General features: G+C 44.6%; 12 protein-coding genes. 6 read left to right on the top strand and 6 right to left on the bottom strand.

Annotated features, from left to right (window positions below; genetic code table 11):
* Positions 1–159 precede the first annotated feature (159 nt).
* Both xseA and BZL35_RS00180 read left to right on the top strand, forming a co-directional pair.
* Complete coding sequence (xseA, locus tag BZL35_RS00175) at positions 160–1,533, top strand: exodeoxyribonuclease VII large subunit (RefSeq protein ID WP_106181682.1); 1,374 nt, start codon at positions 160–162, stop codon at positions 1,531–1,533.
* A 212-nt stretch (positions 1,534–1,745) separates the two neighbouring features.
* A complete protein-coding gene (locus tag BZL35_RS00180; protein ID WP_106181685.1) occupies positions 1,746–2,324 on the top strand; it encodes a superoxide dismutase in 579 nt (192 codons plus the stop codon).
* A gap of 586 nt (positions 2,325–2,910) precedes the next feature.
* On the opposite strand, the gene BZL35_RS00185 is transcribed toward BZL35_RS00180, so the two are convergent.
* From BZL35_RS00185 to BZL35_RS00210, 6 genes are all read right to left on the bottom strand, one after another.
* On the bottom strand, positions 2,911–3,429 hold the full coding sequence (locus tag BZL35_RS00185) for a DUF192 domain-containing protein (RefSeq protein WP_106181687.1): 519 nt from the start codon (positions 3,427–3,429) through the stop codon (positions 2,911–2,913).
* 274 nt (positions 3,430–3,703) lie between these two features.
* The gene (gene dut, locus BZL35_RS00190; protein WP_106181689.1) at positions 3,704–4,147 is read right to left on the bottom strand and encodes a dUTP diphosphatase; all 444 of its coding nucleotides are present in this window, start codon (positions 4,145–4,147) and stop codon (positions 3,704–3,706) included.
* A gap of 243 nt (positions 4,148–4,390) precedes the next feature.
* Complete coding sequence (gene coaBC / locus BZL35_RS00195) at positions 4,391–5,593, bottom strand: bifunctional phosphopantothenoylcysteine decarboxylase/phosphopantothenate--cysteine ligase CoaBC (RefSeq protein WP_106181692.1); 1,203 nt, start codon at positions 5,591–5,593, stop codon at positions 4,391–4,393.
* 89 nt (positions 5,594–5,682) lie between these two features.
* The gene (gene lspA, locus BZL35_RS00200; protein ID WP_106181696.1) at positions 5,683–6,207 is read right to left on the bottom strand and encodes a signal peptidase II; all 525 of its coding nucleotides are present in this window, start codon (positions 6,205–6,207) and stop codon (positions 5,683–5,685) included.
* Entirely contained in the window at positions 6,207–9,044 is a 2,838-nt protein-coding gene (gene ileS, locus BZL35_RS00205) for an isoleucine--tRNA ligase (RefSeq protein WP_106182796.1), read from the bottom strand. The genes lspA and ileS overlap by 1 nt, the downstream gene beginning before the upstream one ends.
* A 123-nt stretch (positions 9,045–9,167) precedes the next feature.
* Positions 9,168–10,166, bottom strand: coding sequence for a bifunctional riboflavin kinase/FAD synthetase (locus BZL35_RS00210; RefSeq protein WP_106181698.1), 999 nt, complete (start codon positions 10,164–10,166; stop codon positions 9,168–9,170).
* Between the two features lie 182 nt (positions 10,167–10,348).
* Here BZL35_RS00210 and purN point away from each other — a divergent pair, with 182 nt between their 5' ends.
* From purN to BZL35_RS00230, 4 genes are all read left to right on the top strand, one after another.
* Positions 10,349–10,999: a phosphoribosylglycinamide formyltransferase gene (purN, locus tag BZL35_RS00215; RefSeq protein ID WP_106181700.1), complete on the top strand. Its 651-nt coding sequence runs from the start codon at positions 10,349–10,351 to the stop codon at positions 10,997–10,999.
* Positions 11,000–11,133: 134 nt separating this feature from the next.
* Positions 11,134–12,420 (top strand): RsmB/NOP family class I SAM-dependent RNA methyltransferase, encoded by a 1,287-nt coding sequence (locus BZL35_RS00220; protein WP_106182797.1) that lies wholly within the window; start codon positions 11,134–11,136, stop codon positions 12,418–12,420.
* 114 nt (positions 12,421–12,534) lie between these two features.
* The gene (locus tag BZL35_RS00225) at positions 12,535–13,857 is read left to right on the top strand and encodes a mechanosensitive ion channel family protein (protein ID WP_106181702.1); all 1,323 of its coding nucleotides are present in this window, start codon (positions 12,535–12,537) and stop codon (positions 13,855–13,857) included.
* Between the two features lie 213 nt (positions 13,858–14,070).
* The gene (locus BZL35_RS00230) at positions 14,071–15,264 is read left to right on the top strand and encodes a DesA family fatty acid desaturase (RefSeq protein ID WP_106182798.1); all 1,194 of its coding nucleotides are present in this window, start codon (positions 14,071–14,073) and stop codon (positions 15,262–15,264) included.
* Positions 15,265–15,299: the final 35 nt, after the last annotated feature.

Below are 15,299 nucleotides of genomic sequence, written 5' to 3' on the forward strand. Positions count from 1 at the left end.
GAGGGATACGTGATGAAGCAATGCCATTTGCAAACGCTTTATTTTTTCATGGTATTTTAATCTGAAATCATAACTTATGAATTTCGATTTAGGTGATTCAAAAATGTACTTTTTAAAAAATAGATTGAAAGGATCATGTGTATTTCACAATGAATTTCTATGAATTTTTCTTTAGATGATAGCCGTAGCACTGGAACTAGTGACCGAGTATTTACTGTTTCGGAATTGAACAAGACAATTGCTGATGTGCTAGAACGAAATTTCCCGCTGTCGTGGGTAAGTGGTGAAATTTCAAATGTTATACATGCAGCGAGTGGGCATTGGTATTTCTCGATCAAGGATGCTACAGCACAGATGTGTTGTGTTATGTTCCGTAGCCGCGCGCAGTACGTGGATTATTCGCCGCGTGAGGGGGAGTTCGTTGAGGTGAGGGCTTTACTGTCGATGTATGTATCACGCGGTGCTGTTCAGCTCAATGTGCAGGCGATAAGACGTGCTGGTAGGGGTAATCTGTATGAAGCATTCTTGCGGCTCAAAGAGAAGCTTGCGGGTGCCGGGTTATTCGATGTTGAACGTAAGCGTCCATTACCCGGCTTTGTCCGGCGAGTTGGAGTCGTCAGTTCTTTACAAGCGGCTGCACTGCGTGATGTCTTGACGACGTTATCCCGTCGTGCACCGCATGTGCAGGTGTTTGTTTATCCCACTCCCGTACAAGGAGCTGATGCGGCTTTGAAGTTAGCAATGACCCTTGATAAGGTCAACGCTCGTAAAGAAGTTGATGTAATAATTTTGTGCCGGGGTGGTGGCTCAATCGAAGATTTATGGCCTTTTAATGAGGAAATTGTTGCGCAGGCCATTATACGTAGTGTATTGCCAGTTGTTTCGGGCATTGGACACGAAACAGATTTTACAATTGCTGATTTTGTTGCAGATGTTCGCGCGCCGACCCCGACGGCAGCAGCGGAGATGGTCAGTTTGGTTCGTGACTCTTATTTGCATCTACTTGATCGTGATCGAAGATGTATATTGCGTGCGATCGAACGCAACTTGGAACAGCGAGCGCAGCAGCTAGATAATTTATCTCGTAGACTTGTTAACCCGCGTGAGCGATTATCTATTCACCGTAGTTCGCTTTTACATTTTGGCGATTGTATTCGTCATACCTTGACACGCCGATTCGCAAAATGGTGTAGCGTATTCGATATTTTGCATCTTCGACTTTCACGAGTTACGCCAGACACTGTTCCATACCATATGGATCTCATGGGGCTCCTGCACCGTACTAAACGCAGTGTTTCGCACCGATTTGATCGTGACATGAAACACTTGAATGATTTGTCGGTACGGCTTGAGTTGCTGAATCCGCGCCGCACATTGCAGCGTGGTTATGCTGCTGTTCTGGATTCGAAAGGACACCCTGTACGTGACCCAAATCGTTTGACACGTAGACAGAAGGTGACTTTGCTATTGGCGGATGGGGCGGCCGACATTGAGATTGCTGAGGTTCAGGTTAGGTGTGACGATATTTTTTGAAGAAGGAAGCACGTGTATGCTGATATCGTTAAATATGTTCTCAACACGTGTTATTGACGGGCGATGATTGTGTTCTTCGAAATACGTTTTGTGTATGTATCTAGTGGATTCAAATGGTCATGTGATTTGCGAGGTTTTGGCTAACAGTCTAGAATCCACCCATTCCGAAGAATATAAGTCGGTTTTTTCCAAGAGCAAAAAGGACAAATGCTATGGAACATATGCTTCCTCAACTGCCATATTCACTAGATGCACTTCAACCATACATCTCGCAAGAGACGCTTGAATTTCATTATGGTAAGCACCATCAAACTTATGTGACGAACCTAAATAATCTTATTAAGGGTACGGAGTTCGAAAAAGCGAGTTTGGAGGAGGTCATTAAGAACTTGTCAGGGAGCATTTTTAACAATGCAGCCCAGGTTTGGAATCACAACTTTTTTTGGCATAGTTTGTCGCCGAAGTTTGATCAAACTCCAACGGGTGCTTTGGCTGATGAGATCAACGCAAGGTGGGGATCGTTCGACTCCTTTAAGGATGCTTTTTCAAAGTCAGCTTTGGGGAACTTCGGCTCAGGTTGGACGTGGTTGGTCAAGAAGATGGACGGTTCAGTTGATATTCTCAATACTAGCAATGCTGACACACCATTGACGGGTTTAGATAGACCACTCTTGACGATTGATGTATGGGAGCATGCATACTACATTGATTACCGTAATGTTCGGGCAAAGTTTGTCGAATCTTTCTGGAAGCTAGCTAATTGGGAATTTGCTGAGAAGAATTTTTCTTAATATTTTTTTCTATGGAAAGTTTCCATGATTGCTTTGTGACGGTCTTTCGGGTAATTTTTGTTCCAGCATTGCAACTTACAATGGCACTACTTACTTTTAATTTAACAGAAAAAATCAAGCTACAAAACCCAGCATAGGAAGTGAAACTGCCAAAAAAGTCACTTTACCATTTAACGGCTCTAGCAGTTGTTAGTCTTTGCGGTAATCTTGAATGATGTATGAAAATTCTTACACCAGTAGATCCCTTACTAGGGGGAACCAGGAAATTTGACCTTTAGAAAATAGTAATGCGTGTACTGCCACTGAGTAGGAGACGATGATTCCTACACTTTCTTCGTTGTCCTACTTACGTGGGTTCCCTTGCGACAGAGGGTATTCGCCGGGCATGAGTGTGATGAGGGCACACGTTGATCGATTCTCTATATTTGTTCGCACCTAATTAGATAGAAGATTGTTATCTCATTGAGCATTTCAATGCTATTCCAGTCCTCATTTATCGGTTCGTTTTGATCCTTGGCACAGGCTGTGGGGGCAAATGGTATTGCAGGACTAGAGGCTGTCATTTTGATTTATTCTCCTCTTTCTTTTAGGGGTACACATGAGTTTTTGATGCATGTGTTTTTATCGCATGAGCGGGTAAGCCTGTAATTTTTTTGCCTGGGTGGATACCTTTATTCCTGAACCAGCCCTGGTTCATTTCGAGGGCATAAAGGATTGGTTTATGGGGGCAGTGAGTGTTTTGCGTTTTGGGGATCATTTCCTCGATGTTGAGGATGGTGCCATCATCATCAAGAAATCCGATAGATAGTGGCAGCATGGTATTCTTCATCCAGAAACAGTGATAATTACGTTTTTCGAAAATAAAGAGCATACCTTGATTCTCTGGTAGGATGGTCCGATGCATCAGACCTTGTTCACGAGCGCTCTTATTTGCAGCCACTTCTGTTCTAATGAGAAAAAAATCAGCAGACAACTGAATGACGGGGAGAGCGCTGTATATATTCGTTTCTCCTGCTGCGTGCAGCGGTAGAATGGCGAGCAGTATGCTGAAAATCGCAAACGCTGAGTCATTTACGATGAGCAATGTGCTGAAATGGCGAGACATGTGGCTTATTAACAAATCTAGATGCAAAAAATGGATGAAATCATTCTAGTCGATGTAGAGTAAAACAGTAGGTCACGAGTGTGATTTACTGCCTTATTGCGCGAACCTCGACATTTCGACATTATTGACTCGGTTTGTGCCCCACTAGGAGACTCTTCTGATCCTGATGCGGAAAAAAGTGTAACAAAATATGATTTCATGATCACCGCGACTGCTAAAGTGTGTTGATGCTGCTATATTTGAATTCTTAAGCAGACTTTTCTTTAAGTATTTATTATTTTCCGGTGCTGCCGAAACCCTTTGTGCCGCGTTTACTGTTAGGGAATTCATTAACAATATTGAGTTGAGCCTGGATGACTGGAACAATCACAAGTTGAGCAAGGCGTTCGAAGGGGTTGAGTATGAAGGATTTTTGGCTGCGATTCCATGCCGAAATCATTAATTCACCTTGATAGTCAGAATCTATTAATCCAATCAAATTACCCAACACAATACCGTGATTGTGCCCTAGGCCAGACCGCGGCAGGATCAGTCCAGCATACTCTGGATTTGAGAGATGTATCGCTAAGCCAGTTGGTACTAATATGGTTTGACCATCTTTAATAGTGAGTGGTGTATCAATGCAAGCATGTAGATCAAGACCTGCGCTACCGAGCGTGGCATATTTTGGCAATTGCTCACGTAGGCGAGCATCTAGAATCTTAACGTCAAGTTTCATAGCAAAGGTTTATGTAGTATGGTTTTTACGTAATAAAAAAAGTGCCCGAGTAGACTGTGTTGTTTGATATCCATTAGACTAGGTGGAGCAAGTGTATAAGCGCATTCATACTCGGCTCACGAATCAATGGTCTGGGATATCTAAGATCCATTAAACGTTCAATATTTCAAGGGCTCTAGACGTTGAACGTTTAATGAGCATGATATTCTCTTGAATGTTGCCATATCACATAATACTTCGATGTTATTTTTTGGATTGCGTGGGCAGGCGCTTCGTTATTTCTGCAATCAGCAATCGCGCGAGCGTCACTTTATCAGTGCGCGCGAAATGTTGCTGACCGGTGTCATCGAATAAGATAACTTCGTTATTATCCTGACCGAACGTAGTGGGACCAAGATTGGCAACCAATAGCGGAATTTTCTTTCGACGTCGTTTGGCGTCGGCATGTTTCTCCAAATCATCACTTTCCGCGGCAAATCCTATGCAGAATGGGGCCTGTGGTAAAGCTGCAATCGATGCAAGGATGTCTGGATTTTGGACGAATGAGAATTGAGGAACATCTGTATCGTGTTTTTTTTTGATTTTATGGCGTGCAATATTAGATACACGCCAATCTGACACAGCGGCGACGGCGATAAAAAGATCTTGGTTCCCCACATTTTCCATGGCGCAGTCATACATTTGCTGGGCAGTTTGCACATCTGAACGCTTGACACCGTATGGAGTTGCCAGTGCGCTTGGACCAGAGATGAGATGTACTTCTGCACCAGCTTGTTGTGCGGCACGAGCTAATGCAAACCCCATTTTGCCAGACGAAAGATTGGTCAGGCCTCGTACTGGATCGATAGGTTCAAAGGTCGGCCCTGCAGTTAGAAGAACACGGCGCCCCGACAACAGCTTTTGTTGGAAAAATCCCACTAATGCTTCGTAAAGATCTTCGGGTTCTAGCATCCGTCCATCACCAATTTCACCACATGCTTGTGCACCGTTAGCGGGACCAATAATGCTCACTCCATCGGAGCGTAACTGCGACACATTACGTTGTGTCGCGGGATGACTCCACATCTGTAGATTCATAGCTGGTGCGATTAGTAATGGTCCGTCGCGTGCAATGCATAGCGTCGAGAGAAGATCATCACACAGACCGTTAGCTAGTTTGGCGATAAAATTGGTCGAGGCGGGAGCAATTAAAATTGCATCGGCTTTTCGAGAGAGGTCAATGTGTGCCATATTATTCCCGATGCGTGTATCCCATTGACTCGTGAAGACAGGTCGCCCAGAGAGGGCTTGCATTGTCAGTGGTGTTATAAATTGTGTGGCTGAATCTGTCATCACCACCTGCACGGAGGCACTTGCTTTGGTTAGTAAACGAGTCAGTTCAGCTGATTTATAGCAGCTGATACCGCCGGTGAGTCCGAGTATGATGGTCTTACCCGCGAGTTCCATGTGGACATCCCCTTTACGCGTAATTCTAGTCCAACGTACGATCGTTTTGTTTAAACGAATGTGCTTGAGAAACTGATTTATCGTTAATGTTATTTCCCGCGTTTGGCGCGACACACTTCGTCCAAGATAAGCAAGATTACTCCTACAACTATACACATGTCCGATACATTAAAGGCTGGCCAGTGCCACTCGGCGAGATGAAAATCGAGAAAATCGACAACGTGACCGTAAACAATGCGGTCGATCACATTGCCGAGCGTACCGCCGAGGATTAGTACCAACGATAGAGAGAATATACGTTGACTGTTGTGATGCTTGAGTATTGAAACAATGAATACCCCCGCGCTTATGCCTAGTAATATTAAGAACCAGCGTTGCCAACCTCCAGCGTTGGCTAGGAAGTTGAATGCAGCACCTTCGTTATAGACTAAGACTAGATTGAAGAATGCAGTTACCGGACAAAATTCGCCGTACTGGAGTGTTTTGAGAGCTGTTATCTTCGTGATTTGATCTAGTAAGATCACAGCAATGGCAATGCTCAGCCACGAGCCGAGGGATATTCTATCAGTGTCGAGAGACTCCGCGCTGCGAGGCGCTCTGTTTTTTTTGGCCATTATGCTTTGTGGAGGTGTTGGTCAGTGTCGAATAAATTCGAGATGCAGCGTCTGCACAGCATTGGATGTTTTTTATCTTTGCCGACCTCTGCGCGGTAGTGCCAACAGCGTTCGCATTTGACGTGTCCCGACGCTGTCACGATCACTTTTTCTTCATCTTCCGTTGCAACTTCTGTCACTGTGGCCGCCGAGGTGATCATCACGAAATGCAAATCGTCTCCGAGACTTTTTAGCACCTCATACTTACGTTTTGATGCGTGTAACTCGACTTCAGCTTGTAACGATGAACCTATAGCTTCAGCTACTCGAGCAGCTTCTAGTGCTTTGGCAACCTCACAGCGGACTGTGCGCACTAAATGCCATATTTCCAGCAATCGAGGTGCTTCAGGGATCTCTGGATACGCGTAGTAAGTTTCCGTGAAAATTGTACTATTGCCTGGCATGAAGATCTGCCAAGCTTCTTCTGCGGTGAATGAAAGGAAGGGCGACATTAGCTTGAGTAACCCATGGGTGATGTGATACAGGGCATTCTGCGCAGCACGGCGTGCTTGAGAATTAGGTGCGCTGGTGTACAAACGGTCCTTGAGGATATCCAAATAAAAGCCCCCAAGATCCTCAGAGCAGAACGTTTGTAGCTTGGTTACAACCGGATGGAATTCATAGCGATCGTAATGATTAAGTACTTCTTTTTGAAGTGAATGCATCAGTGCGATTACATAACGGTCGATTTCGAGCCATTGATCGGGAGGCAGGGCCTGCTTCGCATGATCGTAGTCTGCCAAATTCGCGAGCAAGAACCGGAGCGTATTACGGATTCGTCGATAACTTTCTACCACACGCTTAAGAATTTCGTCAGAAATGGATAACTCACCTGAGTAATCGGTTGACGCAACCCAAAGACGGATAATTTCTGCCCCAAGCTTGCCAGCAATTTCTTGCGGTGCGACGGTGTTGCCAATCGATTTTGACATTTTGCGACCTTGCCCGTCCACAGTGAAACCATGTGTGAGCAATGCTTTGTATGGTGGGCGACCATCTAGCATTGATGCGGTTAACAAGGAAGAATGGAACCAGCCACGATGTTGGTCTGAACCTTCAAGGTAGAGATCTGCCGGGAATTGTAGATCATCTTTATGTGAGCCGCGGATCACATGCCAATGTGTAGTTCCCGAATCGAACCAAACGTCAAGTGTATCGTGATTTTTTTCATATTGTGAGCTTTCCTCACCTAACAGCTCGGCTGGGTCAAGTGCTTGCCAGGCTTCGATCCCTCCTTTTTCTACACGTTGAGCAATAGCTTCTAGGAGTTCGGGGGTGCGTGGGTGTAGTGCATCGGTTTCTTTGTGGACAAAAAAAGCCATTGGCACACCCCATTGTCGCTGACGGGAGAGAGTCCAGTTCGGGCGATTAGCAATCATGTCATACAAACGTTGTTTACCCCAGGATGGAAAAAACGCTGTGGCTTCGATGCCAGCTAGAGCTGTTTCGCGTAATGTTTTACCCTGACTTGGTGAATTTTCACTCGGAATTATGTCCATTCCGACGAACCACTGTTTTGTTGCTCGATAGATGATCGGTGACTTGTGACGCCAGCAATGCATGTAGTTATGTGTGTATTTGAACGAGTGAAACAGCGTACCAGCCTTCAGTAAGGCCTCAACGATGTTTGAGTTAGCATTCCAGATAATTTGTCCTCCAAACAATGGAAGTTTGTCTTGGTAGCGGCCATCGCCGAGTACGGGCATTTGGATCTCGTTATCATGCATGCCGTGAGCTTTGCATGATAAAAAATCCTCCATGCCGTAAGCTGGAGCAGAATGAACGATTCCTGTGCCCGCATCGATGGTTACGTATTCGCTGATGTAAACAGGTGAGGTTCGTGCATAACCGGTGTTGAGTTTGGCAAGTGGATGATGGAAACGGATACCTTTGAGTTTTCTGCCAGGGGTTGTCGCAATGACCTTACCTTTTAAGTTGTAGGTTTTCAGGCAATCGTTGATGCGCTTTTGCGCCAGGATGAGTAAGCCACGCTCTGTGTCAACTAAGGCATATTCAATCTCCGGGTGAAGATTCAGCGCTTGGTTGGAGGGGATAGTCCACGGAGTGGTAGTCCATATTACTATATAGCCTTCTGATTGTGGTAGAGTCGCCAGGTTGAATGCTGCTGCGATTCGATCAGGCTCCACAAACGGGAATCCCACGTCGATGGCGAGGTCTGTCTTGTCTTTATATTCTACTTCGGCTTCAGCGAGTGCTGAACCACAATCGAAGCACCAATTTACCGGCTTTAAACCACGGAACACGTAACCAGTTTTGAGGATCTTCGCTAGCGCACGCATTTCGCCAGCCTCATTTGCAAAATTCATGGTTGTGTAAGGATGATGCCAGTCGCCGAGGATACCAAGACGCTCGAAATCGAGCTTTTGACGTTCGATTTGAACATTGGCGTAAGCGCGTGCTTTTTCCTGCACTACAGATACTGGAAGATTCTTGCCGAACTGTTTCTCAAGTTGAATTTCTATGGGCATGCCGTGGCAATCCCAACCTGGTACGTAGACAGCATCAAAGCCAGAGAGCGTGCGACTTTTTATGACTATATCTTTAAGAATCTTGTTGACCGCGTGGCCAATGTGGATCTCACCATTGGCATATGGTGGACCATCATGCAGGATGAATTTTGTGCAGCCAGCTCTGGCCTTGCGCACTTTTTGATAGATTTTTTCTTTCTGCCATTGTTTTATCCATAGCGGTTCTCGATTGGGTAGATCAGCGCGCATTGGGAAGGGAGTGTCTAGCAGATTGATAGGATACTTACTTTGGGATTTTTTATGGTTCATAATACGTCGTTTACGAAATCGTGATGTCATGGTGTTACCGGATCAGATATGTCAGATGAGACATGTTGTGTCGTAAAGTTACAACACTGGATACCCTAATGTTGGGCGTCCATGGATGCATGGTCATCTAATTCGATCGGTTGCTGAAGTTGCGAAGTCGCGCTGAGATTGTGAATTGTTAAGCGACGTAGTTTTTTTTGAAAAATAAGCGTGTGCTTTTTGCGTGTCTTGTGCGATAGCACACTGCAATTGTTTAAGACTATTGAATTTTTTCTCTTCTCGAAGTTTTTTTAGAAATTCTACATGTACAAGCATGCCATAAGCTTCCCCGACGTAATCGAGGAGATGTACCTCTAGTAGTATGCGACCAGAGTTGTTAATGGTGGGACGCAGACCAAGGCTGGCAACAGCAGGTAATGGATTCTTAGATATACCGTGTACTTGCACTACAAAAATTCCCATGAGTGCTGGGTAACGGTGTGTAATGCGTAGATTTAGTGTCGGAAAACCGAGTTGACGGCCAAGTTTCATTCCATGAATGACGTGGCCTGAAATAGTATAGGGACGGCCAAGTAATGAGTTTACATGATCAAAATGACCGCTGGCTAATGCACTTCGCACCTCTGAACTAGAGATACGCGTTCCAGTATGCTCCATGATAGTTGGCATCTGTTCCACGACAAAGTCATAGCGTTGACCTGCTTCTTTTAGATAAGCGAAATCAGCGGATCGTTTGGCCCCGAAACGAAAATCGTCACCGACGAGTAGCAAGCGGGTGTGCAGCCCATCTTGAATGAGATTTCGCAAGAAATCTTCTGGTGATTGCGCGGCAAAATGTGCATTGAAATGCTGAATCACAATGCGATCTACACCATGTGCGCACAGTGCCCCTATTTTATCTCTTAAATTTGAAATGCGTGAGGGAACTTGTTGTGTGGAAAAATACTCGCGCGGGTGAGGCTCGAATGTCATCACACAGAGTGGAAGGCTGCGAGCTACCGCAGCAGCGCGTAGACGTGCTAATAAGGCTTGATGTCCAAGGTGGACTCCATCGAAATTGCCGATAGTGAGCACACACGGTGTTTTGTTTTTTTGGTTGGGTAGACCCCGAAAGACTCGCACGATATCTAAATGGTGAAGAATAATTTGCTTATGCTGTTCAATGTCTGTGATTTCTTATATTGATTTTTAAGATCTCAAAAAAAATAAGACATCGCAGGACAGAAGATTATAAACGTTTCGCTAAATTGATGATGAAAACAATGGAATCGTAACCGTGTTGAACTAATGATAATATATAGAATATGAAGAATATTGTTATACTGATTTCCGGACGTGGCAGTAATATGCAAGCTATTGTGCGTGCTTGCGCTGATGAGCACTGGTCTGCACGTGTCGTAGCCGTCATTGCCAATTGCCATGATGCCTTTGGACTGGCTTTTGCTCAAGCTCAAGGCATCCCTACTCTTGTGGTCGAGAGTCGTGGCAAGACCCGCGAGTTATTCGAATCCGAATTAGCTGTGGTCATAGATGCTTTTTCCCCTAATCTTGTAGTGCTGGCCGGATTCATGCGTGTCTTGACGTCAGACTTCACCTTGCATTATGCGGGTCGTTTAATGAATATTCATCCTTCGCTTTTGCCTGCTTTCCCTGGATTGCATACACATGCGTCTGCTATCGAGGCAGGCTGCAAACTTTCGGGGGCAACAGTTCATTTCGTCACTTCAGTGCTCGATCATGGGCCGATCGTGTTACAGGCTGCGGTCCCGATTAAGGTGGATGACACGCCGGAAACCTTATCTGATCGAATTTTGGCAGTCGAGCATGTTATTTATCCTCGTGCCGTTCGTTGGTTCGTGGAGGATCGGTTGTATGTGGATGACTTATATGTATCCTTGGCGCCTGATATCAATGGGATGAACGAGCCTCAGTGGTTCTTTGGTGCAAATGCATGACAATAAGACAGACTGAGTACGGATACAATAGTGATTGTAATGTCTGCTGTAGTAAGATTCCTATCTTTCCAGATAAGCTCATCGTTGGAGAACGGAATGGGAATTTACAAGTTTGTCATATCGGTTTGCCAAAGATGTGTGGCGAGAGTTTATCCCCGGCGTTGTTTGAGCATGCTCAAAAATTGTTGGTTGATGTGCTAACGTTCCTCAGTCCAGTGAATGTCATTGTGGGTACATATTTCCTTGAGCATGGACGGTTTAGACGGCGTGAGCGCTCTGTGCTTCTGGATACAATTTTTTCTATTGTGCGCCGAAAACTTGAATTTGGTCACTATGCCCAAAGTGCCCAAGGCTCATTGGAGCGTAATCTAGTACTTTTGGGTTTAGTTTTCACGAGAGGTTTAAAGTCGGTTCAACTCGTGACTACGCCAGATGAGATGGCCTGGCTCGAACAGATTCTGCAAATCGATCCAGTAAGCCTTGCACCAAGAGTGCGTAGCAACTTGCCGAGTTGGATTTATCAGCGATTGATAGCTCATTTGGGTGAGCTTGAGACAGAAGCGCTTGCGGCATCAATGAACCAATCGGCGCCGCTTGATTGTCGTGTTAACCTGATGAAAGCGAACAGAGACGATACACTTGCAGCGCTGTGTAAGTGTGGTTATTTGGCTAAACCTACTCCTTTTTCACCGAATGGTATCCGTTTGGTAGAAAAACCAGAATTACAAAAGCATTCATTGTTTATTGCTGGTGCTTTTGAAATACAGGACGAAGGCAGTCAATTGCTATGTCAACTAGTTGCTCCCCGTCGCGGTGAGATAATTGTCGATTTTTGTGCTGGTGCTGGTGGCAAGACCCTTGCCATTGGTGCGGCAATGCGTTCGACTGGCCGGTTATATGCCTTCGATGTTTCTGAGAAGCGTTTGTCCAAACTTAAGCCGCGCTTATTGCGTAGCGGTTTGTCGAATGTTTATCCGGTCGTAATCGATAGCGAATACGATACTAAAATCGAGCGCTTGGTGGGTAAGATTGACCGTGTATTGGTAGATGTGCCGTGTAGTGGGCTTGGCACGCTACGCCGTAATCCTGATATGAAATGGCGCCAATCTCCAGAAACTGTCGATGAATTGACGGGAAAGCAGATTTCAATTCTTGCCTCCGCTTCCCGTCTTGTAAAGCTGGGCGGTCGTTTGGTTTATGCAACATGCAGCATTCTTCATGATGAGAATCAAGAGATTGTGAAGTCATTTTTAACGACTCATCTTGATTTCGTGGAAATTCCGGTTAACATGGTGCTTTCTGCTCAGAAAATTAATCTAGATACAGGAAAATATTTAGAGCTAAATCCGCATCGACATGGCACAGATGGTTTCTTTGCCGCGGTGTTCGAGCGTCGTAGATTAACAAATGATTCTAGATAGAGAAGTGAAGTAAGGGGACAGACTACGAGCAGATGACGATGAAAAGCTCTGCATGACCATTCGTTTTTTAGGGCAGTAGACACATTATAAAAAGCCGGATTGTGGAGGACTTTGATGGAAAACAATCAAGTTTTTGCTCACATGGTGCATGATCTTGTGCACGATTTTCGCGACCCACATATTTTTTGGCAATTTTTGGCGTTAGCTGGGACGTTACTGATGGCGTTTTTCATTTCTCGCCGTGTACTTTTTCGTGTAAAAAAAGGCTCTTCTGACGCTCAACCTACCTCTTCTGACGCTCAACCTACCTCTTCTGACGCTCAACCTACCAATCTTGATTGGGCACCAAGTTTGCATCGCGCGATTTTTACGTTGCTTGGGTGGATCATACTTAGCATTGTGCGCTTTGTTCTTGATAATTGGATGCATACATCATTGTTACGCTTAGCTCAAGTTCCGTTATTTGGTAGTACCCTAATTTTCTTGGTGTTCTACGTTGCTCGGCGTCTTTTTTCAAATTCACCTCAGGCGAGCGGATTGCTTCAAATGGTTGAGCGTGTTGTCATGGTGTTGGCTGGTCTGAGCATGGTCATGTATGTCTTGGGTGTTGAGGGTCATATCTTCCGTTCCTTGAACAGCGTGCGGTTTACCGTTGGACAGAGTGAATTATCGCTTTATAAAATGTTGAATGGCACGTTATGGGTCGGTGTGACCGTATTGTTGGCACTATGTTTCGGGGCATTGCTGGAAGGTCGCATTATGCGCTCGGAGACGCTAGACGACAATTTGAAGGTTGTGATGTCGCGTGTGGTGAAAACCTTACTGACTCTAATTGCTGTACTAGGTGGGTTATCATTTGTTGGTATAGATATCACCGTGTTAGGTGTGTTTGGGGGTGCGCTAGGTGTTGGTCTAGGATTTGGCTTGCAAAAAATGGCAAGTAATTACGTTTCGGGATTTATTATTTTGCTTGATAGGTCATTGCGTATAGGTGATCTCGTGACAGTCAACTCTTATCACGGCACTGTTTCTCAGATAAATATGCGTTATACTACTGTCACGGGTTTCGATGGTGTGGAGGTGCTGGTGCCTAATGAGAAACTCATCTCAGATGTTGTGCAAAATTATTCTTTGGGTTCAAAAATTGGTCGTGCTAAGGTAAGTGTTCAGGTGGCTTATGGTACAGACGTCGAAAAGGCTATGGCTTTGATGAAGAGAGCGACAGAAGGCATTGAGCGTGTTTTACAGGATCCTCCTCCGTCTTTATTGCTGTTGAATTTTGGTGTGTATGGAATAGATTTGGAGATGGATTTCTGGGTTAAAAATCCAGCCGAAGGTACAAAGGGCATTAATTCTTCTATCAATTTAGGTATTTTACGCAGTTTTCGTGATCATCAAATTGAAATTCCATGTGTCCAGCGTGGATACTCATCTTGAATGATATTAATCAGTGCACTTGATTTTTTCATGAGCTTTGAGAAGAACGAAGAAGAGTTATAAAATGGTCAAGTGCCGCTTTTTGTTGGGGAAAACGAATTATAGAAAATGAAAAAATCGCCATTCGATTGCTTTTTTCAGAGAAAGCTTCTTTGAGATTTTTATTAATTTCTCACTTCGAATTTGATCTTCTTTGAATTGGAGGGATTTTTTTTGGATAGCTTTTTAGGATTCCTTTCTGCAGGCCTTCTTGGTTGGAGTGTTTGGAAAATCATACTCTTTACCTTGATTGTTACGCATGTAACCATTGCCGGCGTAACTATTTATTTGCATCGTTGCCAAGCGCATCGTGCGCTGGATTTGCATCCGATTGTCTCACATTTCTTCCGTTTTTGGTTGTGGATGACCACAGGTATGATCACAAGTGAGTGGGCAGCCATTCATCGAAAACACCATGCCAAGTGTGAAACACCGGAAGATCCACATAGCCCTCAAACGCGAGGCTTACTGAAGGTTTTGCTAGAAGGTGCTGAGTTGTATCGTACCGAAGCTAAGAATTTAGAAACTCTTCGTAGGTTCAGCCACGGGACTCCTAACGATTGGATTGAAAACCATCTCTATAAGCGTTTTCAAATCCTTGGTGTTAGCATGATGTTGATAATCAACATCATGCTATTCGGTGCAATTGGATTAACCGTTTGGGCAGTACAGATGGTTTGGATTCCATTTTGGGCAGCGGGTGTTGTTAATGGTTTAGGTCATTACTGGGGTTACCGGAATTTTAACTGCAGCGATGCGTCGACCAATCTATTTCCTTTGGGTATCATAATCGGCGGTGAGGAGTTACATAACAACCACCATACGTATGCTACGTCGGCTAAGTTATCAAATAAATGGTATGAGTTTGACATCGGCTGGATGTATATTTCCTTATTTTCAATCCTTGGATTAGCTAAGGTAAAGAAAATTGCTCCTATGCTTAAGTTAGCGAAGAGTAAGAAAGCTTGTGATGACGCTACGCTCCAGGCTGTATTGTCTAATCGCTATGAAGTAATGGCGCTTTATATTAAGAGCTTTAAGCGTGCCTACAGCGCTGAATTGGCTATGTTGAAGGAGAAGCGTCAGTATGGGGAATATCAATTGTTCCATGGTGCGCGAAAATGGTTGTATGAACATAAGAGTTCTTTGAAAGATCAACAAAAACAGCAATTGGGCCAGATTTTTGCGCATAGTCACTCAGTAAGTACTTATTATCATATGCGTCAAGAGTTAGAGGTGATTTGGGAGCGTTCGAATGCATCACGTGAACAGCTGCTTTTACAATTGCAGAATTGGTGCTATCGTGCAGAGCAAAGTGGTATTCATGCGTTGAAAGATTTTGCTCTATGCTTGTGCCGTTACGCGTAATCGCGACTCAGCTAAGATTTCAGTTTTGTCGCATA

Source organism: Candidatus Pandoraea novymonadis (genome assembly GCF_003004665.1).
In the GTDB taxonomy this organism is placed as follows: domain Bacteria; phylum Pseudomonadota; class Gammaproteobacteria; order Burkholderiales; family Burkholderiaceae; genus Pandoraea; species Pandoraea novymonadis.

Coding starts and splice junctions, on each gene's coding strand:
- xseA (WP_106181682.1), top strand. CDS start 160: ATGAATTTTTCTTTAGATGATAGCCGTAGCACTGGAACTAGTGACCGA.
- BZL35_RS00180 (WP_106181685.1), top strand. CDS start 1,746: ATGGAACATATGCTTCCTCAACTGCCATATTCACTAGATGCACTTCAA.
- BZL35_RS00185 (WP_106181687.1), bottom strand. CDS start 3,429: ATGTCTCGCCATTTCAGCACATTGCTCATCGTAAATGACTCAGCGTTT.
- dut (WP_106181689.1), bottom strand. CDS start 4,147: ATGAAACTTGACGTTAAGATTCTAGATGCTCGCCTACGTGAGCAATTG.
- coaBC (WP_106181692.1), bottom strand. CDS start 5,593: ATGGAACTCGCGGGTAAGACCATCATACTCGGACTCACCGGCGGTATC.
- lspA (WP_106181696.1), bottom strand. CDS start 6,207: ATGGCCAAAAAAAACAGAGCGCCTCGCAGCGCGGAGTCTCTCGACACT.
- ileS (WP_106182796.1), bottom strand. CDS start 9,044: ATGAACCATAAAAAATCCCAAAGTAAGTATCCTATCAATCTGCTAGAC.
- purN (WP_106181700.1), top strand. CDS start 10,349: ATGAAGAATATTGTTATACTGATTTCCGGACGTGGCAGTAATATGCAA.
- BZL35_RS00220 (WP_106182797.1), top strand. CDS start 11,134: ATGTGTGGCGAGAGTTTATCCCCGGCGTTGTTTGAGCATGCTCAAAAA.
- BZL35_RS00225 (WP_106181702.1), top strand. CDS start 12,535: ATGGAAAACAATCAAGTTTTTGCTCACATGGTGCATGATCTTGTGCAC.